The following is a 24,465-nucleotide window of genomic DNA, read 5'->3' as shown; positions in this document are numbered from 1 at the left end:
CGTCGTCGAGGTCGGCGTCGGTGTCGTCATCGGTGACGGCCCATACGGGGTGTCATACGTGCCGCCGGTACGTGCCGTTCACGATCACATACCGAGCCGATGCTATTCCGCCGCGGCGGGGGCCGGTTGCGAACCGGCAGGCGCCGTGAGCGGCCCGGCGTCCTGGCCGGTGCGCTCCGCCCGGCGCCGCAGCACGGCGGCGACCAGCCCGCCGAGGAACACCGCGGCCGCGCCGACCAGCCGGCTGGTGCCGATGCCGGACGCGAAGGCCTCGTGGACGGCGGCCCGTCCGGCATAGCAGGGCGCCGAGCGGGTCGGGCCGCACTCCGCCGCGGCTGCTGGATTCGGGGACCAGGGCGGCCACGGCCACCAGCGCATAGGCGTTGATCATCCACTGGATGTCGGCGGTGGTCGCGCCCCGCTCCTCGGTGAGGGACGGGAGGGCGACATGGAGGACGGTGTTGTCGAGGATGACCGTCAGCTGGGCGAGGCAGATGACGGCGAGGATCAGCCACCGGGCGGCGGGCCGGCCCGGTGGCTGGAGAGTGGCGGTGGCGTCGGAGGCCACGGAGGCCACGGAGGCCACGGAGGCCATACGGGCTCCCTGTACGGCGCGGCACAAGCGGCGACTTACACCGTACAGGGAGTGTTATACGCCGTACATTTCCTTTTCGGTCGCCCGGGGGAGCGGGCGGCCCGGACCGCCCGCTCGGGTTACGCCGGCCGGGGCACGGCTTTCCGGTCACGCCTCCCGGGTCACGACCTCGCGGCGCCCCTCCCGGTCACCCTTCCGGGTCACGCCTTCCGGGTCAGGTCGTAGAAGGTGGCGCTGCCGACGGTGACCTTCTTGAAGGTCTTCTCCACCCAGGTCGTGATCTTCGACGAGCCGCCCCGGCCGCCACCCCGGCCGCCACCGGGACCGCCGCCCCGGCCACCGCCAGGACCGCCGCCGGGACCGCCCCGCCCGCCCGCGATGAAGTAGTGGATCTTCCCTTCCGCGACATCCTTCTTGAACTGGCCGAGGGTCGGCGACGGATCACTCCCATTGAAGCCGCCGACCGCCATCACCGGCTTCTCGGTGGCGAGTTGGTAGCTTGCGGCGTTCTGCGAGCCGATGGCCGCGGCGGCCCAGGTGTAGTGCCCCGCGTCCTTCTCCACCAGCGCCTTGGCCTTGGCGCTCACCTTGCTGCCGTTGAGCAGACCGCCCATGCCCCCGCGCATCCAGCCGGCGCCACGCTCGCCGAAGCCGCCCGGCCCGCCGGGGAAGCCCGGCCGGCCGCCCTGGTGCCGGCCACCGGCGACCTGGCCCGGGAACTGGCCCTGGCCGGCAGCCCCCTTGGTACCCCCGGGCCCGCCCGGACCCTGACCGCCCTGACCGCCCCGGCCGGCGCCCGGTGCGCCACCCGCCGCCCCCGCGTTGTTGCCGCGCCACATACCGGCCCGCCGGCCGCCGGGGAAGCCACCGTGCCCGCCCATGCCGCCCCGCACCGAGGGGCCGGCCGTGATGATCGACCCATCCTTGGCCGTGTTGACCGTATTGAGCGTGTACGCGACCGGACCGGCCAGCGCCGTCACCACTCCGAGCCCGGCCGCCAGCACCACGACCCGCCGGCCCGCCCGTTGCGGCGCCTTTTCCGCGTCTCCGTCCCGTCCCAGGTCTCCGTCCCGTCCCAGGTCTCCGTCCCGCACCAACGCTTCGTCCCGCACCAACGCTTCGTCCCGCCGCGACGCTCCCGCCCGTACCGGCAGCAGCAGCCCCACCGCCGACAGCAGACCGAGGGCCACCACCGTCCAGCGCAGCCACGGCAGCCAGTCCGGCGACCGGTCCAGCAGCACGTACGACCATCCGGCGGTCACCGCGACCGTCCCGGCCAGCACCAGCGAGGCACTCCGCCCGCCGCGCCGCCACAACAGCGTCGCGCCCATCCCGACCAGCGCCGCGATATACGGGGCCAGCGCGATGTTGTAGTACTGATGGAAGATCCCGGACATAAAGCTGAAGATCGTGAAGGTCATCAGCAGCGCGCCGCCCCACACCAGGAACTCCGCGCGCCGGCCGGCCTGTTCGGCAGCTGTCGCACGCCGGGCCCGCCGCAGCATCCACACCCCCGCGACCAGCAGGATCAGCGCGGCAGGCAGCAGCCACGAGATCTGCCCGCCCATGTCGGACGAGAACAGCCGGGTGATCCCGGTCTCCCCCCAGCCCCGGCCGCCACCGCCACCGGGATGTCCGCCGCCGCCGACACTGCCGGTCTCATTGCCGCTGATCCGGCCGAAGCCGTTGTAGCCGAAGGTCAGCTCCAGGAAGCTGTTGTGCTGCGAACCGCCGATGTACGGGCGCGAGGCCGCGGGCCACAGCTCGACGATGGCGACCCACCAGCCGCCGGACACGACAATCGCCAGCCCGGCGAGCAGCAGCTGCCCGAACCGCCGGCGCAGCGCCACCGGCGCACAGCAGGCGTAGACCACGGCGAGCGCCGGCAGGATCAGCCACGCCTGCAGCGTCTTGGTGAGAAAGCCCAGGCCGAAGAAGACACCGGCCAGCACCAGCCACTTCGTACGGCCCTCCTCCAGGGCCCGCAGCACGGCGGCGGTCGCACAGACCATCAGCAGGCACAGCAGCGCATCGGGGTTGTTGAAGCGGAACATCAGCGCCGCCACCGGCGTCACGGCCAGCGCCGCGCCGGCCAGCAGCCCCGCCCCCACGCCGAACCGGCGCCGTACGGCCCCGTGAAGCACCCCGACCGCCGCCACTCCCATGAGTGCCTCGGGCACCAGGATCGCCCACGAGCTGAGCCCGAAGAGCCGGACGGACAGCGCCATCGGCCACAGGGCAGCCGGCGGCTTGTCCACGGTGATGGAGTTCGCGGCGTCGGAAGAGCCGAAGAAGAAGGCCTTCCAGCTCTCGCTGCCGGCCTGTACGGCGGCCGAGTAGAACTGGTTGGCATAACCGGAGGCGGACAGGCTCCACAGGTAGAGAGCCGCCGTGACCAGCAACAACGCCAGTAGCGCGGGCCGCGCCCAGCGCGGGTCCGCAGCGGGCCGCGGCGCCTGCGGAGGAGCGGCGGCCGGTGCCGGCGCCCCTCCTTCCGGCGTGGACGGGGGCCGGTACGACGGCTGGGCCGGCGTACCGGACGGGGGCGGGGTCATCGAGTGCTCCTGGTGAGGTCGTGGTGATCGTGCGGGGCGGGCGGCTGCGGTGCGGCGTCGTCGTCGCGTCGCTCCCGGTCCGGGAACACCCAGGCGCGGAAGAGCAGGAACCGCAGCACCGTCGCCGCGAGGTTGGCGGCCACCAGCACCGCGAGTTCGGTGCCGTGCGAGGATTCGCCGCCGGCGGCGCCGAGGGCGGCCAGGGAACCGCTGGTCAGGACCAGTCCGATGGCGAAGACCACCAGCCCCTGGGCCTGGTGGCGGACCGCCCGGTCCCGGCCGCGCACCCCGAAGGTCAGCCGCCGGTTGGCGGCCGTGTTGGCCAGGGCCGACACCAACAGCGCCACGGCATTGGCGAGTTGCGGTCCCACCCCGAGCCGGAAGAGGGAGTAGAGGGCGAGATAGAGCAGGGTGCTCAGCCCGCCGACGACACAGAAGCCGACGAGCTGGCGGGCCAGTCCGCCGGGCACCCCGGACAGCTCACGGTCACGCGGGTCGTCCCCGAACGGCCGGGCGAGCCGGTCCAGCGGCAGCGCGCCGGTCGCCAGCGCCCGCCCCACCCGCCATATGCCCTTGAGGTCGTCGGCGGCCGTACGCACCAACTGCACGGTGCTCTCGGGGTCATCGACCCAGTCCACCGGCACCTCGTGGATCCGCAGCCCGGCCCGCTCCGCGAGCACCAGCATCTCGGTGTCGAAGAACCATCCGGTGTCCTCGATCATCGGCAGCAGCCGCGCGGCGACATCGCCGCGCAGGGCCTTGAACCCGCACTGCGCATCGGTGAAGCGAGCGGCGAGCGAGCCGCGCAGGATGAGGTTGTACGTACGCGAGATGAACTCGCGCTTAGGACCGCGTACCACCCGCGCGGTGCGGCTGAGCCGGGAGCCGATCGCCAGATCCGAGTGCCCGGAGATCAGCGGTGCGACCAGCGGCAGCAGCGCGTTGAGGTCGGTGGACAGATCGACGTCCATATAGGCCAGCACCGGCGCCTCGGACAACGACCACACGGTGCGCAGCGCCCTCCCGCGCCCCTTCTGCTCCAGCCGTACCGCCGTGACCTCGTCGATCTCCTCGTCGAGCAGGGCCGCGACCTCCGGCGTACGGTCCGTGCTCGCGTTGTCGGCGATGGTGATGCGGAAGCCGTACGGGAAGGTGCGGGCGAGGTGCTCGTGCAGCCGCCGCACACACGGTTCGAGGTCACGCTCCTCGTTGTGGACGGGGATCACCACATCGAGGACGGTCGTGATCTGACCGAGCCGCAGATGCTCACGCGGTGGCAGGGAGCCCAGCGGTGTGCGGGGCGGCTGTGTCGTCGTCATGGCGACGACACTCGCCAACCGCGCTGTCACGGCGGTGTGCTGAGCCTGTGTCCTGGCTGTGAGGGCGGCACGGGGGGTGTGACCAGGGGCTTCGGGGGTGCGGACGGCGGCGTGGGCGGGGGCGGGGGCGTGTGCGGGGGCGGGGGCAGGGGCAGGGGCGTGTGCAGGGGCGGGGGCTCCGGTCCGGTGACCGGTGCCTTCGGTGCCGCCACCGCCGCCGTCGGCAGTGTCACCGTGAACACCGTGCGTCCCGGTGCACTTTCCACCCCGACCGTGCCCCCGTGCGCGGCCACCACCGCGTGCACGATGGCGAGGCCGAGCCCCGTGCTCCCGGCGGCCCGCGAACGCGAGGCATCACCCCGGGCGAACCGCTCGAAGACATGCGGGAGGAGCGCGGCCGGAATGCCCGGCCCGTCGTCCTGCACCTCCAGCTGCACGACATCGCGGCGCCCGGCGGAGGCCCCCGCCGTACGGCCGGCCGCGCGCACCCTGGCGGTCACGGTGGTGCCCTCGGGCGTATGCGTACGGGCGTTGGCCAGCAGATTCACCAGGATCTGGTGCAGCCGTCCGCCATCGCCGTACACCGACGCCGGATCCTCGGGCAGCTCCAGCCGCCACCGGTGACCGGGCCCGGCCACCCGCGCATCGCTCACCGCGTCCACCACCAACGGCGACAGATCCGTGCTCGCGTACGACAGCGGGCGCCCGGAGTCGAGCCGGGCGAGCAGCAACAGGTCCTCCACCAGGCCCGTCATCCGCTCCGCCTCCGACTCGATCCGCCCCAGGGCGTGCCGGGTCTCCGGCCCCGGCTGCTCCCGCCCGCGCCGGGTCAGCTCGGCGTACCCGCGGATCGACGCAAGCGGCGTACGCAGCTCATGGCTGGCGTCGGCGACGAACCGCCGCACCCGCGTCTCGCTCTCCTGACGGGCCGAGAGCGCCGCCCCGACATGCCCGAGCATCCGGTTCAGCGCCGCGCCGACCTGCCCCACCTCCGTCCGGCCGTCCGCCTCGGACGCCGGGACCCGTACGTGCAGCGCCACCTCGCCCTGGTGGAGCGAGAGTTCGGACACCCGGGTGGCGGTGGCGGCCACCCGGCGCAGCGGCCGCAGGGCGATACCGACCATGGTGGACCCGGCGATGCCGGCCGCGATCAGACCGGCGACCGTCACACACTCCTCGATGACCACCAGTTGGCTGACCGTCTTCTGCACCTCGCCGAGCGGCAGACCGAGCACCAGCGAGCCGTCCTGGGCGGACTTCACCCGGTAGTCGCCGAGGCGGGGCAGCTCGGCGGTGTGCGGCCTGCCGTCCCGCGGCACCATGTTGAGCGCCGTCACCTGCTCTCCGGACAGCGGCGCCAGCCGTTCCTCGGGCAGCCGGCTGGTCGAGTTGCTCAGCCTGGCGCCGTCCGTGGCCAGGCCGTCGGGACCGATCCGTGCCCCCACCGTCTCCAGCGGCTGGCCGCCCATCGCCACGAAGTCCAGGCCCTGCGCACGCCGGGGATCATGCGGCCGCGGGAGCCGGGCCCGTACCAAGGAGTCGGTCAGCTGCCCGTCCAGCTTGCCCTGCAGATAGGAGTGCAGGGCAATGGTCGTCACCGTGCCGATGACGGCCGCGACGACAGCGATCAGTGCCACCGCCGACACGACCAGCCGGGTCCGGAGCGACCAGCGGCGGCGGCGGGTGGGGATGAGGGTGGGAGTGGGAGTGGGGGTGGGCGCGGAGGTGGCAGGGGTGGGCGGACCCCCCGGCCCGGCGGCCGAGGCGGAGGACACCCGCCTACCCGCCCGGCTTGATCAGATAGCCCGCGCCCCGCCGGGTGTGAATCATCGGCGCCCGCCCCGCGTCGATCTTCCGCCGCAGATACGAGATGTACAGCTCCACGACGTTGGCCTGGCCGCCGAAGTCATAGCTCCAGACCCGGTCGAGGATCTGCGTCTTGCTCAGCACCCGCCGCGGATTGCGCATCAGATAGCGCAGCAACTCGAACTCGGTGGCGGTCAGATGGATCTCCTGGCCGTCCCGCCACACCTCATGACTGTCCTCGTCGAGCACCAGGTCGCCCACCGCCAGCCGCGACTCGCTCCGCGCGGCGGCCGCGCCGGCCCGGCGCAGCAGCCCCCGCAGCCTGGCCACCACCTCTTCCAGGCTGAACGGCTTGGTGACGTAGTCGTCGCCACCCGCCGTCAGTCCGGCGATCCGGTCCTCGACCGCGTCCTTGGCGGTCAGGAACAGCACCGGCACATCCGGCAGTTCACGCCGCAACCGGCCGAGCACCGTCAGCCCGTCCATGTCCGGCAGCATCACATCGAGCAGTACGGCATCCGGCCGCCAACTACGGGCGCAGCGCAGCGCTCCCGCACCGTCCCCCTCCGCGCGGATGTCCCATCCCTCGTAGCGCAGCGCGAGGGACAGCAGATCGGCGAGCGAGGACTCATCGTCCACGACCAGCACCCGTACGGGACTGCCGTCGGGCCGCAACAGCTCCGGCTGCTTCCCGGGCGCTCCCCTGGAGGACGAGGCCGAAGCCGGCACACGAAGCGACGCTGAGGACGACGAAGTCACGGTCATGCCCGTGAGCCTGAACCGCCCCCGTGAAAGCTGCCTTGCGTCTTTCTGTGAATCTCCTGAGAATTCCCCGTGCCTCTTCCCCTCCTCCCCGGACCCCGCCCCGGTTCCCCACTCCCGACCGGCCTCGACCGGCCTGGGCCGGACTGGGCCGGCCTGGGCCGCCCCCCGCGCGGCCCAGGTCGATCACCGTTCCTTAAGCATCGCATCCGCCACTGACAATCGCCCTGACCAGTGCTTTCGTCGCCATCCGGGAGGGTCCGCACCCCACCGCCCCAGCCACCCGCGGCAGTTGTCCGGTCCGCCCACCCCGGCCCGCCCCGCTTCCCGCCGGGCACCGCGTACCGTCACCTCATGAGACTCCTCGCCCTCTCCGGCAGCCTGCGTGCACGCTCCTCCAACAGCGCGGTGCTGCGCTCCGCCCTCGCCTCCTGGGACGGCCCGACCACCACCGCGGACATCGGCGCACTCCCGCACTTCAACCCCGATCTCGACGGCGAGGACGCCACACCCCCCGCCCCTGTCGCCGCCCTGCGCACCGCGGTCGCGGCCGCCGACGCCCTGCTCATCGTCAGCCCCGAATACGCGCACGGCGTCCCCGGCGTCCTCAAGAACGCCCTCGACTGGCTGGTCAGCAGCGGAGAATGCGTCGACAAGCCGACCGCGGTGATCACCGCCTCGCCGTTCCCCACCGGCGGCGACCACGCCAACGCCCAGCTCCGCGAGACCCTGCGCATGATGACCGGCGAGGTCGTCACGGCCGCCTGCCGCGAAATCCCCGCGATCGGCCCGAAAGTCGATCCCACCACGCAACGCGTGACGGACGAGGCCACCCTCACCGACCTCCGCACGGCCCTGTCCCACCTGGCCGCAGCCACAGCCACAACCACAACCACAACCACAACCGCAACCACCACCACAGCCACAACCGAAGTCGCAGCCACAACCACAGCCGCATCTACAGCCGCGACCGCCACCCCCTGCACGTCCGAACGTCCCTGACGCGCCGGACTCCACCCCGCTCCCGCACAGAAGGCCCCGACCCCCCGGATATCCGGCCTCCGCCACGCCCCGTCCCTCGCCTCCCCTGGACGAAGCGCCCCCGGCCCGGCTCACACCCCGAACAGCCGTGCCGCATTCCCGTAGCAGACCCCCCGCAGCCACTCCTGCCCCAGTTCCAGCCGAGCGAGCGCCTCCAGCGCATGCGCGTAGCCGTAGGGGATGTTGGGAAAGTCGCTGCCGAACAGCACCCGGTCGCCGAGGTCCGTGAGCCGGCCGCGTTCCGCCCGCGGGAACGGCGCGTCCCGCTCGGAGAAGTCCGTGAACACCATCGTCGTATCGAGGTGCACGCCCGGATAGCGCTGCGCAAGGTCCAGGAAGTCGGCGTACTCCGGCATCCCCATGTGCGCGATGATCAGTCGCAGCCGCGGATGGCGGGCCAGCAGCCGTGCGATCGGTTCGGGCCCGGTGTGCTTGCCCGGCGCCGGGCCCGAGCCGCAGTGAATGACCACCGGCACACCGGCCTCCGCGAGGGCGCCCCACACGGGGTCGAGCAGCACCTCGGCCGGGTCGTACCCGCCCACCTGCACATGCGCCTTGAAGACCCGTGCCCCGTCCGCCAGTTCGGCACGCACATAGGCCTCGGCGCCGTCCTCCGGGAAGAACGTCGCGGTCCGCAGACAGTCGGGCGTACGGGAGGCGAAGTCGGCCGCCCAGCCGTTCAGCCACCGCGCCATCCCCGGCTTGTGCGGATAGACCATCGACGTGAAGGCCCGCACCCCGAAGCCGCGCAGCACCGCCAGCCGCTCGTCCTCCTCGAACCGGTAGGCGATCGGCCACGCCCGGCCCACCAGCGGCCCGGCCGCGTCGAAATACGCCCAGACCTTCGCCATCACCCGCTCGGGCATGAAGTGCGTATGCACATCGATCAGCCCCGGCAGCCCCCACTCCCGCCAGAATGCGCCGACCCGCTCATCACCCTCCGCCACGCCGGGCCCCTCCCCCTCCGGTTCCGACCACTACGGTTCTGACCACTGCCGTTACGACCATTACGGTTCCGATCACACGGTTCCGATCACCACGGGCCCGATCACCACGGTTCCGATCACCACGGCCGCAACCCAAACGCCAGGCCCCTACGGAGGCCCACACGACGCGCCCGGCCACCGAACTGCGCCCGGCCGACGTCACGCGTTCAGCCGACACCGCCGCGCCCGGCCGACGTCAGGCACAGCCGGCCACCCACGCCCGCCAACTACCTGCACTCCGCATCCAAACGTCCCCACCGGGCCCGGAACAACCCCCATCAGCCACTCCCCCCAACAAGCCCCACAAATCCCACAGTCGCAGTCCCCCTGCCCCTCACCGGCCCGGCAGCTCCCCCTACCCCCCCACCGACCCGGCCCCCGCCCATCCCCTCCCCTCCTCGCGTCCCGCCACGCCCCACATCAGAACAACCCCTCCTGGCACCCCCTCGCCTCCCCCTCTCCCTCCCGCTCCCCCGCCCCGGGCACCGCAGCCCGCACCGGCACCGTCGTCACCCGCCCCACGGCCGCCCCCAGCGCCCACCCCGACAACATCCGCGCGTCCATCACCGCAACCACCCCACCGGCGGCGCCCGGCCCGTCGGCGACGCCCGGCCCACCGGCGGCCGCCTCTCCCCGCTCCCCCGCCGCCAGCCGCAGATACACATCGGCCCCCACCCCGGTCAGCACCTCCCCCACGACCTCCGCCCCGGACGTCATCCCGCCCAGCTCCGCCACCGCCCCCGGAATGCGGTCGAGCCCGAACAGCTCCGTATGGTCCGTACAGGCGAACTCCACCGGCTGGAGCGTCTCCGGCCAGCCCGCCAGCCCCCGCGCCGCGCCGTGTAGTTGAGCCAGCTCGGCGACCCGGTCCGACAGCGGGGGAAGGGCCCCGCGAGCAGCCCGTTTCGCCGCCTTCGCAAACCGGTCGGGCACCGCCAGCGCACTCCCGAGCAGCGCCTCCGCCCGCCGCGCCGCCATCAACGGCCCGCGCCCCAGCCATGCGTACGCCACCGCCCCCTGCTCCACCAGCCGGGCCGGCCCGCGCTCGACGGCCGTGATCCCCACCTTGAGCAGGCCGGGACCGAAGTACGCGAGATAGACGCCGTACGGACGCGGGTCGTCGGCCATGGTGTCCGCGGCCACCGAACGCGACCGGTCCAACTGGGCGCACCGCGCGCACTGGTCCTTGGCACTCGCACCGTCGAGCACCGCACCGTACGGGCACACGATCCAGCGGCCGGCCCGCCGCACGCCCAGACAGCGCCGCTCCCCCTGGGCGGCGAACGCCAGCACCTTGCCCACGGGGAGCATGCTCACCCGCTCCTCGCCCCGCTCGGCGCAGTACCAGCCGAGCCGCTGCCCGAACCGCCCCTCCGGCCCCGGCCCGCCGCCCGACCAGCGCGGTCCCGTACATCGCCACACACCGCCAGCGTACGACCACCCACCGACAACGCCGCTCCCGCACAAACGCCGCCGCCCCCAGGCCGGGCCCGCGCCCCCGCCCCCACCCGACACCCACCGGCACCCGGCCGCCCCCGAACACCCGGCCACCCCCGACGTCGAGCAAGCACCCAACCATCACCAGCCCGCCACCGGCCCGGCCCCACACCGAGCCGCTCCCCTTCCGCCACCAGAACAACGGCGACTACGACGACGACCTGCTCCTCCACCCCCACCTGGCCCGGCCCCGCACCGGCCCGGCCGCCCACTACACCGCCCCGCCCCCACCGGTCCACGACTGAACCGCACGCACAAAAGCCGCAGGCCCAGTGGAAGTGAATCCACTGGGCCTGCGGCTATCAGTAGCGGGGACAGGATTTGAACCTGCGACCTCTGGGTTATGAGCCCAGCGAGCTACCGAGCTGCTCCACCCCGCGTCGGTGAAATGAACACTACGCCACTCCCCCACCAACGCCTAATCGTTCCCTTCACCACCACGCCACCCCTGCGCCAAACTCACCCAACCCACCCACACCACAAGCCGGTCGAAACACTCCACCGCCCGCACCTGTCCCCCTCCGCCCCCGTTTGCAAGCCGCCGCACTGGCTGCGCTGACCGCGCCGCCAGTGCCGGCCCGCCGTCGAGCCCTTGTCCCGCAGGCGGGCGATCTGCTGCCGGGAGAGCTCGACGGTGCGCTGCATGAGCCGGTACAGCAGGGCGAGCTCGTCCTCGGTGCAGTCGGCGAACATCGTCCGCCACCCCTCGCTCCGCTCGGCCCGGAGCTCCATGAGATCCCGCATCGCCTCCGGGACAGGCGCCACCAGAACCCGGCGGCGGTCGGCCTCGTCCCGGTGCCGGACCACATAGCCGGCCTTCTCCACACGGTCGACCAGCCGGGTCGCCACGTCGAGCCGCTCTCGGCCGACCTGGCCGCGATGTTCCGCCACTTCACCGAGGCCGGCCTCGACGTGAACATGGAAACGCTGCGGCACACCTTCCCGGAGACCGGCCGGCAGCGCTTCCACACCTGGGCATCCGAGCACAGCCGGCCGGTCAACTGACCGAACACGGCCCTCACATACCTCACAACAGGCCGACAGCACTACCTACAGGCACTCGGCTGAGGGCTGGGGTTTCCCAGCCGAGCGTTTTGCGCGGCCCGCTGTTGAGGGAAGACAGCGACCCCTCCCGGTCGTACGACTCCAGGCCCGGGGGACACCGGAACCATGGCGCACCGGGGCCCTGGCGCACCGACGCCGAGCACGTCCCGGCGCATGGCATCCGCATCGGCCACCACCCTGCCCACGGCCGGTGCATCGCTACATCCGCGGCCCGCCGGACCTCAGCTGTCTTCGGCCACGTGTTTGATGTGACCCATTGACGCCAAAGACCCCCTGGACGATGTCCAGGGGGTCTTTGATCTGCTGTGCGCTCGGCAGGATTCGAACCTGCAACCTTCTGATCCGTAGTCAGATGCTCTATCCGTTAAGCTACGAGCGCTTGGCTTTCCGGCGGTTTTTCTTGCCGGTCGGCGTTGCGGGAACAACATTACATGACCTGCGCCGTGAGGCGAAATCCATTGCTCGTAGCACCTCTGACCTGCAGAAACGCACTTCTGGTGGAGTTCGGGAGGCTACTGGGGCCAGGGGGAGTCCTCGATGATCCGGACGAAGTTCGGGCGGGTGTAGCCCTCTTCGAAGCGGTCGAGGACGTCGGCCTTCACATTGCCGAACGTGGTCTGGGGGCGATGCGCCAGGCCGGCGTGGAAGGCGTGGAGGATGCGGCGCTTGAAGTCGGGGCGTGGGTGGGCGGCGACGACGGCCTCGCGGGTTTCCGGGGGGAGGGTGTCGTAGCCGATGCCGAGGACGTCGAGTTCGACGCCGGCGGTGACGAGCGCCACTTCGGGGGCCATGTGGTGGGGGATTTCCGGGGTGGTGTGCAGGGCGATGCCCTCCCAGACGAGGCGGACGCGGTCCGCGGGGATGCCGCGGGCCGTCAGGAAGGCGCGGGCCTCGTCGGCGCCGTCGAGTTCGAAGCGCTGCTGGGAAGCGCGGAACTTCTCGGTGAGGCCGAGGTCGTGGAAGAGGGCCCCTACGTAGAGCAGCTCCGGGTCGAAGTCCAGGCCGTGCCGGCGGCCGTGGTGGGCGCCGAAGAGGTAGACGCGGCGGGAGTGGTGGTAGATCAGGTCGTCGGTGACATCGCGGATCAGCTCGGTGGCTTCCCGGGCCAGTTTGCTGTCGGGGAGGGGGATGCCGCCGATGGCGGGGCCGCTGTCCGGCGAGGACGAGCGGTCGTGAGGTGTCACGTGAGGTGTCATGGGTCCAGCGTCGCGTGCACCGGCGGGTGGCGCCCAGTGCGCGGAGACGGTTTGCCCACCCATGTGGACACCCCAGACCCAGACCCGGCCCCCACCCCACCCCCGGCCCTGGCGCCGGCCGGCGGGCGGTGGCTGCCCCGGTCGGCGGGTGGTGGGGCGCGGCGCAGATCGCTCCGTGCGCGTGGAGCCGGAGGCAGCGGGGCAGCGGGGCAGCGGGGCAGCGGGGCAGCGGGGCAGCGGGGCAGCGGGGCAGCGGGGCAGCGGGGCAGCGGGGCAGGTAAGCACAAGATCTGGAGGCTCCGGCCGTGCGGCGGAGATCGCCCGGGGCCGTACGAATACGGAGAAGGCCGGTCCGGGGCCGTGGGAAAGCGTTCAGGCCCCGGTCGGGGATGACCGGGGCCTGAACGAAGAAGAGCGGAGGCGGAGGGATTTGAACCCTCGATGGGGGGTAAGCCCCAAACCGCATTAGCAGTGCGGCGCCATAGACCGGACTAGGCGACGCCTCCACACACCCCACGCGCGCATGCACGCTGTGGTGTGTCCAAATGATGGCACAGCCCCCAGGGCTGTCACCAATCGCCCCCTACGGTACTAGGCGCGCGGGCCACCCGGCAAAGACGTTCCTGCAGCGCAACGTCGGGGGCCGCGGCGCGTTAGAAGAGGCGGGGCCAGGACGACTCGCGTTGTCGTGCGCCCCCGGCGTGTACGTACCGCGTACCGCCCCGCACTCGCCTCTCTGGAGCCTGTGATGCCGCACCGCCGGACGTCAGCCCTCTTCGCCGCGGCCGCCAGCGCCGCGACCACGGCCGTGACCCGCCTCTCCGCCGTCACGGCCGCCTCGGCCACCGCCGCCGCCGTGTCCGCCGTGTCCGCCGTCTCCGTCACCGCGGCGCTGGCCCTGGCGGCGCCCGCCGCGTCGGCCGCCCCGATCCCGCTGCCGTACCGCCTGTACGGGAACGGCATCACCGGCGCGGGCCACCGCACGCCCGACGATCACCACGCCCTCACCGGCCATGACACCCCCACCGACCCCCACACCTTCACCGATCACGGCGCGCCCATCGGCCCCCAGGCCCCCACCGGTCACGTCACCCCCGCCGGTCACGGCCCGTCCGCCGGTCACGTCACCCCCACCGGCCTCCACGCCCCCACCGGTCACGGCGCACCGGCCGGACACGGCACACCGGCCGGATATGGCGCAGCGGGCCCCCACCGTGCCCCCAAGGATCACCTCACCGTCACCGTCCATGACTCCGGCTCGGCGGCCACCAATGGCACCTTCGAGCTGTACTGCCACCCCGGCGGCGGCAACCATCTCCACGTCAAGGGCGCCTGCGACAAGCTGGACGGGATGACGAAGTGGGGCAAAGACCCGTTCGCTCCCGTACCGCAGAGTGCGAACTGCACGATGATGTACGGCGGCCCGGCGACCGCGCATGTCACCGGAACCTGGGCGGGACGTCCCGTCAACGCCGACTTCCGGCGCACCAATGGGTGTGAGATCAGCCGCTGGGGCCGCTTCGAACCCCTGCTCCCATCGACCAGTTCATGACCCGGTTCGTGCCGTAGTAGCGCGCCAGGTCAGGACGAGGGGCACATGTCGGGCGTGCGGTGAGTCGCACAAGGCCGTGGCATTACCTCCTCGTCATCCGCCTCCGCGCCCGGGGCAAGTGCCCGTAGACTCCATTCCAGCGATCCGCCCAGGTGGGTCGGCAAGGTGCGGTAACAGGGAGGAAGCGTCGTCGTGAGCAGCAGGCCATCCCGAGGCGCTGCTCGCCTCGCAGCCATACTCGACGCCCTCCCCGACGCGCTGTTGCTCGTCAACTGCAACGGCACGGTCGTCAACGCCAACTCCATCGCGCTGGAGACCTTCGAGGCGCCGGGCACCGCCCTGGTGGGGCGCGGGCTGCTCGATCTGCTGCCCTCCTTCGACTCCAAGCGCATCCCGGGCTCCATGCGGCGCCGGGACGAGGACACCGAGGGCGGCCGGACGAAGCCGACGCGTATGGTCGCGCGGCGGACGGACGGGACCGAGCTGCTGGTCGAGGTGACCAGCGCCAACCTGGAGGACGGGCGCACCCCGTACGAGTCCGCCTTCGAGGCCGCGTACGCCGATCACCGCAACGGCTACACGGGCAATGAGCTGCTGATGCTCGTCGTCCGCGATCTGACCGGGACCCTCGACACCGAGACGGAGCTGGCCCGCCAGCAGCGGCAGACCGAGATGATCCTGCGGGCCGCGGCCGAGGGCGTGGTCGGTGTCGACGCCGAGGGCAAGGTCGTGCTCGTCAACCCGTCCGCGGCGCAGATCCTGGGGTTCCGGGCGAGCGAGCTGGGCGGCAAGGAGCTGCACCCGCTGATCCACCACTCGCGGGCGGACGGCTCGGCCCTGCCGTGGGAGGACACCCCGCTGGCCGACACGCTCAAGTCCGGGCGCAAGCACCGGGTGCGCGGGCAGGCGCTGTGGGCGAAGGACGGACGGGCGGTGTCCGTCGATCTGACGACGGCGCCGGTGCGGGACGGCGATCAGCTCGTCGGCGCGGTGATGACCTTCACCGACCGCCGTGCGTTCGACGCGCTGGCGGCCCGGCACACCCAGCTGCTGGCGGTGCTCGACCAGGCGCTGCGCGGGCCCCTGGAGGAGCTGAAGGGCGAGCTGGGCACGCTCGCCTCCGACCCGGCCGGCCAGCTGTGGCCCGAGGCGAACCAGATCCTGCACCACCTCGCGGCCGGCCATGCCCGGATGACGACGCTGGTGGACAACGTCCTGAGCTATCAGCGGCTGGACTCCGGCAAGGAGAAGCTCAACCGCACGAAGGTTTCGCTGGACGGTGTGGTCGCGGCGGGCGTGGAGGGCGCGGTCGAGCTGATCGGGCCGGGCCGGGCGCAGTTCGCGGTGCATGCGCCGCCGATAGAGGCGACGGTCGACGCGGAGCGGATCGCCCAGGCGCTGTCCCATCTGATCGCGGATGTCGCGGGGGTGGACTCGACGGGCCGGATGCCGGCCGGCGATGCTGCCGCGAGCCGGCGGTCCGGGCCGATTCCGGGCGATTCGACGATCGTGGTGGCGGCGGCCAAGCGCGGTGATGTCGTACGGATCGAGGTGCGCGGCCCGTTCGGTGGCGGCGATCCGGTCCACGAGCCGATCGTCCGCGGGATCGTGCGGCAGCACGGCGGGCTGATGCAGACGCATGAGGTGCCCGGCGGCGGGCCCGGCGCGGGCGGCAGCGCGTATGTGCTGGAGCTGCCGGTGGCGGCGGACGGCACGACGGTGGACGGCGCGTCGGGCGGCGCGGACCGGGCGGAGCCGACCGGTAATGAGACGACGGTGATGCCGGTACCGGCCGCCCATGCGCGGGGCACACGGGGCAACGCGGCGGACGCGGGCGACGGTGACCAGGGGCCGGACGGTGCGGGCCCCGAGGGCGGCGACGACGGCGACGGCGGCCCCGGTGGTGACGGCGGGTCGGGCGGTTCCGGTGGGTCGGGCGGTTCCGGTGGGTCCGGTGAGCCGCTGGGTGGCGGTGGTGCGGAGCGCGGTGTGGCGGTGCCGGCCCAGGCGGGCGGGGCGCAGCCGACCGGTCGTCGGCGTGCGCGGCATTCCGGTGCGGAGCAGGGCGCGCATCCGGGCGGGCCGGACACGGGGACGGGCAAAGGACCGGAGACCGGTGTTCCGCACGGCGCCCCGCACGGTGCCGTGGGCGACGGCCCGCAGGGTGAGACGGGTCCCGGGGCCGGCGACGGCGGCCGGGGGGCTCATCCGCAGTACGGTGACGCCGCGCGGGGTACGCAGGGCGGGCGGCCGGCCGCGGACGGTACGGGGCTGCCGCCGGGCATGGCGGGGGCCGAGTCCGTACCGCCGACCGGACGGCGCCGGGCCCGGCAGGGCACCCCGGAGGGTGGCGGGCTGCCCGCGCTCCCCTCCGGAACGAGTCAGAGGTCGGGGCAGCAGCAGGGGCCCGGCCCGGCGGCCGGTACGCAGGGGCGCGGCCTCGCGGCCGGTACGCAGGGGCCCGGGGCGGCGTCTGAGGCCACTGCGCAGACACAGGGGGCAACGCCGGTCTCCGCGCCCGCATCCGGGGGCGCGCCCGGTTCGGCTCCGGTTCCTGCCCGTCCGCAGCTTCCCGGGCAGATCCCCGGGCAGGCTCCGGCTCCGGGGCAGCCGCACCCTCCCGGTCGGGCACAGACTCCGGTCGCGCCTCAGGGGCTCGGCCCCGTACAGCCGAGCGGCCGGCGGGCGCGCCGGGCGCTGGCCGAGGCGCCCGAGCGGACCGCACCGGGTGAGCGGGGCCGGGCATCCGGCGCCTCCGGGGCACAGCAGCAGGCCGGGGTACGTACCCCCTTTGCGCTGCCGCCCGCCGCGGCGGACCGCACCCCCCAGTCGTCGATGTCCGCGACCGCCGACCAGGTGCCCGCGCAGGCGGCCGGTCCGCAGGACGGCGCCGGCACGGGACGCCGCCGGGCGCGTCGGCCGGTGGCCGGCGGCCCGGAGGGGTCGATGCCCGGCGGCCGGCCGGGACACGAGCCGGAAGCGGCCGCCAACTCCGGTGGTGCGCAAGGCGAGTGGGACGGCGAGCCGACCGGCAGGCGCCGGGCCAGACGGGCCGCGGCGGAGGAGCGCGCGGCGGCCGCGATGGCCGATGCCGAGTCGTCCGGCACGTTCGTGGCGGGCCCGGAGGGGCTCGTGGCGCAGCCCACCGAACCGGCCGAGGAGACAGGTACGGCCACCGGCACGGCGGCCGGGATCGCGCCGGTGCCGGAGACCGGTGCGTCTCAAGCACCCAACATGCCCCAGGCGCCACAGGCACCACAGGCACCCGCGTCCCCCCAGGGCCGCCAAACTCCCCAGAACCCCCAGAACCCCCAGAATTCCCAGGCGCCCAACGCTCCCGCCCCCACGGGCCGTCGGCGTGGCCGTCCCAGCCCCGCCGAGGAGGCCACGGGCGGGCCGCCCGTGCCTCCGCACGGCGGCCCCGCCACCCCGCACCGTCAGCCGCTGCCGCCCGCCACCGAGGACGACGCACACGCCGCGGGGCACTCCCACGGGCGGGCGTTCAGCGTGCGCACGCTCGGGCAGGGTGTGCCGTTCGCCCAGCAGATCGCCGACCAGCAGCGCCCGCCGGTGCCGCCCGGCAGTACTCCTCCCGGTGGCACGCCCCCCGGTGGCACGTCCGCCGGGGGCACGTCCGCCGGTTCGGGGCGCCGCCGTAAGCTCGCCGCGCCGCCGCAGGAGGACGGGCGGGCGACGGCCGATTCCCTGCCGCCCGAGGCGCGTCCGCACCCCCATGCGCAGCAGCCTCAGCAGCAGCCCAGGCCACCGGCCCGCAACCAGGCCACCGCCCAGCCCGCACCGCAGTCCCAGCCGCATCTGATGGACGCCGGTGAGGGCCGGGCCTTTGCCATCTCCGCGCCCGACGAGGGCAGCGAGGGCCCCGAGCCGCTGGACGGCCCGAACGGCGCCGTAGAGGTGATGAACCGTCAGCCCATGCCGATGGACGACGAGTTGCCGCCGGAGCCGCTGGACAATCCGCGCCGGCTGCTGGTCTGGCCGGCGCCGGATGTCGCCACCCAGCAGGCACTCAGCGACCGCGGCTACCGCCCGGTGATCGTCAACTCCCGCGAGGAAGTGGACGCCCAGATCGCCGCGTACCCGGCGGCCCTCTTCGTCGACCCGCTGACCGGGCCGATCACTCGCACCGCGCTGCAGTCGCTGCGCCAGGCGGCGGGTGCGGCCGAGGTCCCGGTGCTGGTGACCGCCGGTCTGGGGCAGGCCACCCGGGAGGCCGCGTACGGCGCCGACCCGGCCGTCCTCCTCAAGGCGCTGGCCCCGCGCGACAGTGATGTCCACCCGCCGCGGGTGCTGCTGATCGAGCAGAACGACGACATCGCGGGCGCCTTGACCATGTCGCTGGAGCGGCGCGGGATGCAGGTCGCACGGGCCGGCGGGGACACCGACGCGGTCACCCTCGCGACGCAGATGCGGCCGAATCTGGTCGTGATGGATCTGATGCAGGTGCGCCGCCGGCGGGCCGGGATCGTCGACTGGCTGCGTGCCAACGGTCTGCTCGACCACACGCCGCTGGTCGTCTACACCTCCGCCGACATGGACCCCGCGCAGTTGCCGCGGCTGGCCGCCGGCGAGACGGTGCTCTTCCTCGCGGAGCGCTCCACGAGCGCCGAGGTGCAGTCCCGGATCGTCGACCTGCTCGCCAAGATCGGCACGAACTGACCGTCGGCGGCATGGCCTGATCGACGCGTCGGCACGGCCTGATCGACACAGCGGCACGGCCTGACCGGTAACGCTCCGGACCGGTGACGGCGCGGACCGGCGACGGTGCGAACCGGCGACGGTGCGAACCGGCGACGGTGCGAACCGGCGACGGCGCGGACCGGCGGCGGTGCGCACTGGCTCACCCCAACCGGTCCGCCGAGCCCCGGCCGTCCAGCACGCCCGCACCGGTCCGGCCGGCCGCGGGCGCCCGAGCCGCGGACGCCCGGCGGTCGGCTGCCGACTGCCGGCCACCGGCCACCGGCCACCGGCTCAGGCCAGCAGCGTCACGTCCAGCTCGCCCTCCGCGTACTGCCGGCGCAGCACCTTCTTGTCGAACTTCCCCACGCTCGTCTTGGGCACCGCCGGGATCACCGCCCACCGCTCCGGCAGCTGCCAGCGCGCGATCCGCTCCCCGAGGAACGCCTTCAGCTCCTCGTACCCGATGGTCGCGCCCTGGGTGAGCACCACCGTCGCCAGCGGCCGCTCGCCCCACTTGTCGTCCGGTACGGCGACCACCGCGGCCTCCGCGACATGCGGATGGGCCATCAGATGGTTCTCCAGCTCGACCGAGGAGATCCATTCGCCGCCGGACTTGATGACGTCCTTGGCGCGGTCGGTCAGCGTCAGATACCCGTTCGGGGTGATGGTGCCGACATCTCCGGTGCGCAGCCAGCCGTCGGGGCTGAACTTGTCGTCGGGGCGCAGCGGTTCGCTCTGTGCGCCGCCGTAGTAGGCGCCGGCGATCCACGGGCCGCGGATCTCCAGCTCGCCCGCGGCCATCCCGTCGCAGGGCAGCTGTTCGCCGCTGGGGCCGATCAGCCGCGCCTCGACGGACGCGGGGAAGCGGCCCTGGGTGGCGCGGTAGGCCCACTCGTCGTCGCCGCTGACGCCGGCCGGCGGGTGGGCGACGCTGCCCAGCGGGGAGGTCTCGGTCATGCCCCAGGCGTGGACGACACGGATGCCGTGCCGCTCCTCGAAGCCGCGCATCAGGGCGGGCGGGCAGGCGGATCCGCCGATGACGACGGTCCGCAGACAGGCGACATCACGCTGCTCGGCATCCAACTCGGCGAGCAGGCCCTGCCAGATGGTGGGCACGGCGGCGCCGATGGTGGGACGTACGGTCTCGATCATCTCGGCGAGCGGCGCGGGCTGCAGAAAGCGGTCCGGCATCAGCAGCGAGGCACCGGCCATGAAGGCGGCGTGCGGCAGGCCCCAGGCGTTGACGTGGAACATCGGCACGACCGGCAGCGTGATGTCGCGCGAGGTGAGCGCGAACGCCTCGGCGGTGTTGACCTGCATCGAGTGCAGATAGAGCGAACGGTGGCTGTAGAGCACGCCCTTGGGGTCGCCGGTGGTCCCCGAGGTGTAACAGAGCGCCGCGGCCTCCCGCTCGTCGGTCTCCGGCCAGCCGTAGTGCTCCGGCCGCCCGGCGAGCAGCTCTTCGTAGTCGTGCACCCGGGCCGGGCCGCCCGCCAGCGGGGAGCGGTCGCCGGGACCGACGACGACCACGTGCTCGACCTTCGGCAGCTGCGGCAGCAGCGGGGCGAGCAGCGGCAGCAGGGTGCCGTTGACGAGCACGACCCGGTCCTCGGCGTGGTTGATGATCCACACCAGCTGCTCGGCGGGCAGCCGCAGGTTGAGCGTGTGCAGCACCGCCCCCATGGAGGGGATCGCGAGATAGGCCTCCAGGTGCTCCGCGTTGTTCCACATGAGCGTGCCGACCCGTTCCTCGTCGGCGACGGACAGCTCCTCGCGCAGCGCATGGGCCAGTTGTGCGGCCCGGCGGCCGACCTCGGCAAAGGTGCGCCGGTGCGGATCTCCCTCGGTCCAGGTGATGACCTGCGACTCGCCGTGAACCGTCGACCCGTGGGCCAGGATTCGCGAGACGGTGAGCGGTACGTCCTGCATCGTGCTGAGCACCGGGTGCCTCCGCTTTGTTACGGGCGGGTAGTGGTGCTGAGATTGTCGACGCATACCGGTTGGTATGTCACGCCCTCCGAGGCGTGTTCTTACCCGCTCGTGCCGGAATGCGACCCTCGGCGAGGCCGCACCAGGCGCACGGCAGCGGACGGCAAGCCCCCCGTGCGGCGTCGCGCGCCTACGTTTCCTTGCGGTCGATTCGCCCTGCCAGGCCGTCGAGGAACCGCTGGAGCCCGTAGGCGAACTTGTCGTCAGGCGAACTTGTCGTCGCGGGTCTCGCGCGGGTCCTTTTGCCGTAGTGCGGCGTACTGCTCCTGCAGTTGGGGGTGGCGCTGCGCGGCCTCCTCTGCGGCCGGCCACAGGCGCTCCGCCCCGGCGGGATCTGCGCCACGGCGGCCGACGTAGCGCGGTTCGCCCGGCTCTTCGTGGACGGCGGCAGGGCGCAGGACGGCACCCGGTCACCCGATCACCCCGTCACCGGTCCCCCCGTCACTCGGTTATCCGGCTGCTCGGTTTCCTCTACTGAACTCGGTTTCCCCTACTGAAGGAGCGTCCTATGCGCACCCACCTCGGTCGTTGCCTCGTCATTGCCGCACTGGGCGGTGCCGGCGTGGTCGCGGCGTGCGGCGCCGCCCTGGCGGCGCCGCAGGCGGCACCGGTCCAGCGGCATGTTGGCGTCGGCCCGTCGCTCGGCCGCCCGCTGTTCGGCGGGCAGTTCGACCCCGTCGGGGGGATGGGCGGTGGGGTGATTTCCGGCGGCGGGAAGCCGGTGTTCACCCACGCCGACGGCAGGTCCTGAGGCCGCGGCGCCGGCCGCCCTTCGCCGTCCCCGGCGGCCGGGTCCTCACGGGCGCCGTTCGGCCGCCGGGGTCACCGCCTGGAGGACCAGCACCGACAGATCGTCCTCCACCGGGCCGGTGCCGAAGTCGTGCGCGGCGCGCCGTACGTGCTCGGCGAGGGCCTTGGCCCCCAGTCCCATCCCGTCCCGCAGTACCTCGCTCAGACCGTCGTTGTCGTCCAACTGCCAGTTGCCGCAGCGGCGTTCGGTGACCCCGTCGGTCACGCACAGCAGGGTCTCGCCCGGTGCGAGGGGGAAGCAGCTGGCATGGAATTCGGTGCCCTCGTCGATGCCGAGCAGCATCTGGGGCTCGGAGGCCGCCTCCACGGTGCCGTCGACGAACATGTGCAGCGGAGGCGGATGGCCGGCGGTGGCGACCGTGCAGCGGGCTCCCGGTACGCCCGGATCGACCTCCAGCTCGCCGTACAACAGGCTCAGGAAGCGAGAGGTGGCCTGCTCGCCGCCCAGCTCCACCGCCTCCGCGCTCTCCTCGGCCATGGCCAGATTCAGTCTGCCGAGCACCGACTCGACGCCATGACCCTCGCGGGCGAGCAGCCGCACCAGATGGCGGGCCAGGCCGGTGACGGACATCGCCTCCGGGTCCTTGCCCTGTACGTCGCCGAGCAGGAAGCACCAGCGGCGGTCGCCCATTGGGAAGACGTCGTAGAAGTCGCCGCCGACGGTCTGGCCCTCGCCGTGCGGCTCATAGACGATCGCCGTGTCGACACCGACGATGCTGGCGAGCGTCGCGGGCAGCTGGCGGCGCTGGAGCGCCAGGCTGATCGTGGTCTGCCGGGTGTACTGGCGGGCGGTGAACACGGCCTGCGCGACCCGGCGTGCCACGTCCTCGACCATCCGCACCACGGTGTCGGTCATCTGGAGATGCCCCGCCCGGCCGAGCAGCAGCATGCCCTGGTCGGTGTCCCGGGCCACCAGGGGGAAGGCGAGCGCGGATCCGCCCGAGGGGGCCGCACCGGCGCCTTCCGGCCAGGGCCAGGGGGTGCCGGCGGTGCGGATGATGTCCGACGGCGGGTCCCGTTCGAGGTCGGCCCGCAGCGGAGCGATCCGCCGTTCGTCGACATGCCAGACCCGGGACAGCTGCACCCCGCCGCCCTCGGTGCTCAGCCAGATCGCGCACCAGTCGGCGAGCCGGGGCACCAGCAGCTGGGCGGCGAGCGCGGTGACCATGTCCTGGTCGAGCTGCCCGGCCAGCAGTTCGCTGGTCTCGGCGAGGAAGGACGGGCCGCCGCGGTCCGCCCATTCGGCGGCGAAGCGGTGCGGGCGGCCACGCTGCGGCACGGGCGGGGCCGGGCGCACGGGAGGCTCGGTGCCGCGCGGCTCCGGCTTGGGCAGGGGACTGACGCGTCCGGGCTCGCCCTCGATGGCCTCCAGACGGAACCAGACGGTCTTCACCGCCTTGTGGTAGGTCACCCCCCAGGACTCCGCCAGCGCGCTCACCAGCTGGAGGCCGTATCCCGGCTCCCCGGTGCGGGCGTCCACCCCGCCGCGTACGCCCCGGGCGGGATGCCGGTCGGAGACCTCCATGACCACGCCCACCTTGGCCGGGCGGCGCTCCCCGTCGCCCTCGGCGGCCGGCCGGTCGTGCTCCAGCCGGCAGGTCACATCGATATCGGTACCGGCGTACATCACGGCATTGGTCACCAGCTCGCTGGTGAGCAGAACGGCGTCCTGGATGAGCTCCGAGCTGATCGCCGCCGCACCGGGGCCTGCCGTGGCGGGCGGTGCACCCGCCCGTTCGGTGAGCAGCGCGCGCACGAATTTCCGTGCGCCGGCCGCCGCGAGCTGGTTCGCGGGCAGACCTTTGCGCGACACGGATTCCGTCGTGTACGGGGAGGACAGCGGTACCACTGCGCCCCCTGAATATGCCGGGAAAAACTCATTACAAGCGCTTTATACTATGTCATATCTGCCCAAATGGATCACCCTACCCGACTGGCTTTCTCCACATCGATCACTGGGGGGATGGTGTGCCATGGCGCTCGACCCAGCTCGGCCCAAGTCTGCTTCTCCGCCCCCAGAGCCTCCCGAGCCCGCTGAACCCCCGCAGTCCCCCGACCCCCGGCACGACGGGCAGTGGGTGCGGACCAGCGAGCTACGGCCGCTGCTCGCGGCAATGAATGCGCTGCGCGACGGGGACTTCACCGCACGCGTGGAGGTCCCGCAGGCCGGCGCCTCCACGGACGGCGTGCTGGCCGACATGACCGGCGTCTTCAACCAGGTCGTCGCCCGCAACGCCCATCTGGCCTCCGAGCTGCAGCGCGTCCGCGGCGAGATCATCCGGCAGGGCCGGCTGGACGAGCGGATCTCCGCGAGCCCCGGCCAGGGGACCTGGACGACGAACATCGAGGCGGCCAACACCGTCCTCGAAGCGCTGGTGGTCCCGCTCGCCAAGGCCACCCGGGTGCTGGACGCGGTGGCCGACGGCGACCTGACCCAGCGGGTCGATCTGCACGACGGCAACCGCCAGCTCCGCGGCGATCTACGCCGGCTGGGCAATGGCGTGAACCGCATGGTCGACCAGCTGTCGCTGTTCACCGGCGAGGTCACCCGCGTCGCCCGCGAGGTCGGCACCGAAGGCCGGCTCGGCGGGCGT

The 24,465-nt window shown here is 73.0% G+C and carries 16 protein-coding genes, 3 tRNA genes and 1 pseudogene; 6 read left to right on the top strand and 14 right to left on the bottom strand.

Features of this window, described 5'->3' with window-relative positions:
• Nucleotides 1-102: 102 nt before the first annotated feature.
• The 6 genes and pseudogenes from ACWGJY_RS03055 to ACWGJY_RS03030 form a co-directional block, all read right to left on the bottom strand.
• Nucleotides 103-378 carry a hypothetical protein gene (locus ACWGJY_RS03055; RefSeq protein WP_453259036.1) on the bottom strand — a complete coding sequence of 92 codons (276 nt, stop codon included), beginning with the start codon at nt 376-378 and terminating at the stop codon, nt 103-105.
• A pseudogene (locus ACWGJY_RS03050) lies at nt 364-595 on the bottom strand (MFS transporter); the annotation flags it as partial. The pseudogene ACWGJY_RS03050 and the gene ACWGJY_RS03055, both read right to left, overlap by 15 nt.
• Nucleotides 596-795: 200 nt before the next feature.
• A complete protein-coding gene (locus ACWGJY_RS03045; protein WP_453259035.1) occupies nt 796-3,150 on the bottom strand; it encodes a glycosyltransferase family 39 protein in 2,355 nt (784 codons plus the stop codon).
• On the bottom strand, nt 3,147-4,469 hold the full coding sequence (locus ACWGJY_RS03040; protein ID WP_453259034.1) for a glycosyltransferase: 1,323 nt from the start codon (nt 4,467-4,469) through the stop codon (nt 3,147-3,149). The genes ACWGJY_RS03045 and ACWGJY_RS03040 overlap by 4 nt, the downstream gene beginning before the upstream one ends.
• A gap of 26 nt (nt 4,470-4,495) precedes the next feature.
• Nucleotides 4,496-6,160: a sensor histidine kinase gene (locus ACWGJY_RS03035; RefSeq protein ID WP_453259052.1), complete on the bottom strand. Its 1,665-nt coding sequence runs from the start codon at nt 6,158-6,160 to the stop codon at nt 4,496-4,498.
• Between the two features lie 88 nt (nt 6,161-6,248).
• A complete protein-coding gene (locus tag ACWGJY_RS03030; protein WP_453259033.1) occupies nt 6,249-7,040 on the bottom strand; it encodes a response regulator transcription factor in 792 nt (263 codons plus the stop codon).
• Between the two features lie 351 nt (nt 7,041-7,391).
• Here ACWGJY_RS03030 and ACWGJY_RS03025 point away from each other — a divergent pair, with 351 nt between their 5' ends.
• Nucleotides 7,392-8,039 carry an NADPH-dependent FMN reductase gene (locus tag ACWGJY_RS03025; RefSeq protein ID WP_453259032.1) on the top strand — a complete coding sequence of 216 codons (648 nt, stop codon included), beginning with the start codon at nt 7,392-7,394 and terminating at the stop codon, nt 8,037-8,039.
• Nucleotides 8,040-8,149: 110 nt separating this feature from the next.
• Here ACWGJY_RS03025 and ACWGJY_RS03020 read toward each other — a convergent pair whose 3' ends face one another.
• The 3 genes from ACWGJY_RS03020 to ACWGJY_RS03010 form a co-directional block, all read right to left on the bottom strand.
• Entirely contained in the window at nt 8,150-9,025 is an 876-nt protein-coding gene (locus tag ACWGJY_RS03020; RefSeq protein WP_453259031.1) for an amidohydrolase family protein, read from the bottom strand.
• A 459-nt stretch (nt 9,026-9,484) separates the two neighbouring features.
• Complete coding sequence (locus ACWGJY_RS03015) at nt 9,485-10,486, bottom strand: DUF2797 domain-containing protein (protein WP_453259030.1); 1,002 nt, start codon at nt 10,484-10,486, stop codon at nt 9,485-9,487.
• Nucleotides 10,487-10,867: 381 nt separating this feature from the next.
• A tRNA-Met gene (locus ACWGJY_RS03010) sits at nt 10,868-10,941 on the bottom strand.
• 190 nt (nt 10,942-11,131) lie between these two features.
• Here ACWGJY_RS03010 and ACWGJY_RS03005 point away from each other — a divergent pair.
• Nucleotides 11,132-11,566, top strand: a complete 435-nt coding sequence (locus ACWGJY_RS03005; protein ID WP_453259029.1) for a hypothetical protein — start codon at nt 11,132-11,134, stop codon at nt 11,564-11,566.
• A 366-nt stretch (nt 11,567-11,932) separates the two neighbouring features.
• On the opposite strand, the gene ACWGJY_RS03000 is transcribed toward ACWGJY_RS03005, so the two are convergent.
• From ACWGJY_RS03000 to ACWGJY_RS02990, 3 genes are all read right to left on the bottom strand, one after another.
• Nucleotides 11,933-12,005 (bottom strand) — tRNA-Arg (locus tag ACWGJY_RS03000).
• A gap of 133 nt (nt 12,006-12,138) precedes the next feature.
• Nucleotides 12,139-12,822: an HD domain-containing protein gene (locus ACWGJY_RS02995; RefSeq protein WP_453259028.1), complete on the bottom strand. Its 684-nt coding sequence runs from the start codon at nt 12,820-12,822 to the stop codon at nt 12,139-12,141.
• A gap of 415 nt (nt 12,823-13,237) precedes the next feature.
• Nucleotides 13,238-13,328, bottom strand: a tRNA-Ser gene (locus tag ACWGJY_RS02990).
• A gap of 242 nt (nt 13,329-13,570) precedes the next feature.
• Here ACWGJY_RS02990 and ACWGJY_RS02985 point away from each other — a divergent pair.
• Entirely contained in the window at nt 13,571-14,374 is an 804-nt protein-coding gene (locus ACWGJY_RS02985; protein WP_453259027.1) for an SSI family serine proteinase inhibitor, read from the top strand.
• Nucleotides 14,375-14,566: 192 nt separating this feature from the next.
• Nucleotides 14,567-19,051 (top strand): PAS domain-containing protein, encoded by a 4,485-nt coding sequence (locus ACWGJY_RS02980; RefSeq protein ID WP_453259026.1) that lies wholly within the window; start codon nt 14,567-14,569, stop codon nt 19,049-19,051.
• A gap of 312 nt (nt 19,052-19,363) precedes the next feature.
• Here the strand turns inward: ACWGJY_RS02980 and ACWGJY_RS02975 are convergent, their stop codons facing one another.
• Nucleotides 19,364-21,013: a long-chain fatty acid--CoA ligase gene (locus tag ACWGJY_RS02975; RefSeq protein WP_453259025.1), complete on the bottom strand. Its 1,650-nt coding sequence runs from the start codon at nt 21,011-21,013 to the stop codon at nt 19,364-19,366.
• Nucleotides 21,014-21,569: 556 nt separating this feature from the next.
• On the opposite strand from ACWGJY_RS02975, the gene ACWGJY_RS02970 reads away from it, so the two are divergent.
• Nucleotides 21,570-21,812, top strand: coding sequence for a hypothetical protein (locus tag ACWGJY_RS02970; RefSeq protein WP_453259024.1), 243 nt, complete (start codon nt 21,570-21,572; stop codon nt 21,810-21,812).
• A 45-nt stretch (nt 21,813-21,857) separates the two neighbouring features.
• Here ACWGJY_RS02970 and ACWGJY_RS02965 read toward each other — a convergent pair whose 3' ends face one another.
• The gene (locus ACWGJY_RS02965; protein ID WP_453259023.1) at nt 21,858-23,684 is read right to left on the bottom strand and encodes a SpoIIE family protein phosphatase; all 1,827 of its coding nucleotides are present in this window, start codon (nt 23,682-23,684) and stop codon (nt 21,858-21,860) included.
• A 160-nt stretch (nt 23,685-23,844) separates the two neighbouring features.
• On the opposite strand from ACWGJY_RS02965, the gene ACWGJY_RS02960 reads away from it, so the two are divergent.
• Nucleotides 23,845-24,465: HAMP domain-containing protein (locus ACWGJY_RS02960; RefSeq protein WP_453259022.1), on the top strand; the 621-nt coding region annotated here is incomplete at its 3' end.

It is taken from the genome of Streptomyces sp. NPDC054765 (assembly GCF_053612065.1).
The sequence above is the reverse complement of the archived record's forward strand: the minus strand, read 5'-3'. Positions and strand labels throughout refer to the sequence as shown.

Bases quoted from the DNA above. Each gene is read 5' to 3' on its own strand.
- ACWGJY_RS02985 (WP_453259027.1), top strand. From the start codon at position 13,571: ATGCCGCACCGCCGGACGTCAGCCCTCTTCGCCGCGGCCGCCAGCGCC.
- ACWGJY_RS02995 (WP_453259028.1), bottom strand. From the start codon at position 12,822: ATGACACCTCACGTGACACCTCACGACCGCTCGTCCTCGCCGGACAGC.
- ACWGJY_RS02970 (WP_453259024.1), top strand. From the start codon at position 21,570: ATGCGCACCCACCTCGGTCGTTGCCTCGTCATTGCCGCACTGGGCGGT.
- ACWGJY_RS03055 (WP_453259036.1), bottom strand. From the start codon at position 378: ATGCGCTGGTGGCCGTGGCCGCCCTGGTCCCCGAATCCAGCAGCCGCG.
- ACWGJY_RS03025 (WP_453259032.1), top strand. From the start codon at position 7,392: ATGAGACTCCTCGCCCTCTCCGGCAGCCTGCGTGCACGCTCCTCCAAC.
- ACWGJY_RS03030 (WP_453259033.1), bottom strand. From the start codon at position 7,040: ATGACCGTGACTTCGTCGTCCTCAGCGTCGCTTCGTGTGCCGGCTTCG.
- ACWGJY_RS03040 (WP_453259034.1), bottom strand. From the start codon at position 4,469: ATGACGACGACACAGCCGCCCCGCACACCGCTGGGCTCCCTGCCACCG.
- ACWGJY_RS03045 (WP_453259035.1), bottom strand. From the start codon at position 3,150: ATGACCCCGCCCCCGTCCGGTACGCCGGCCCAGCCGTCGTACCGGCCC.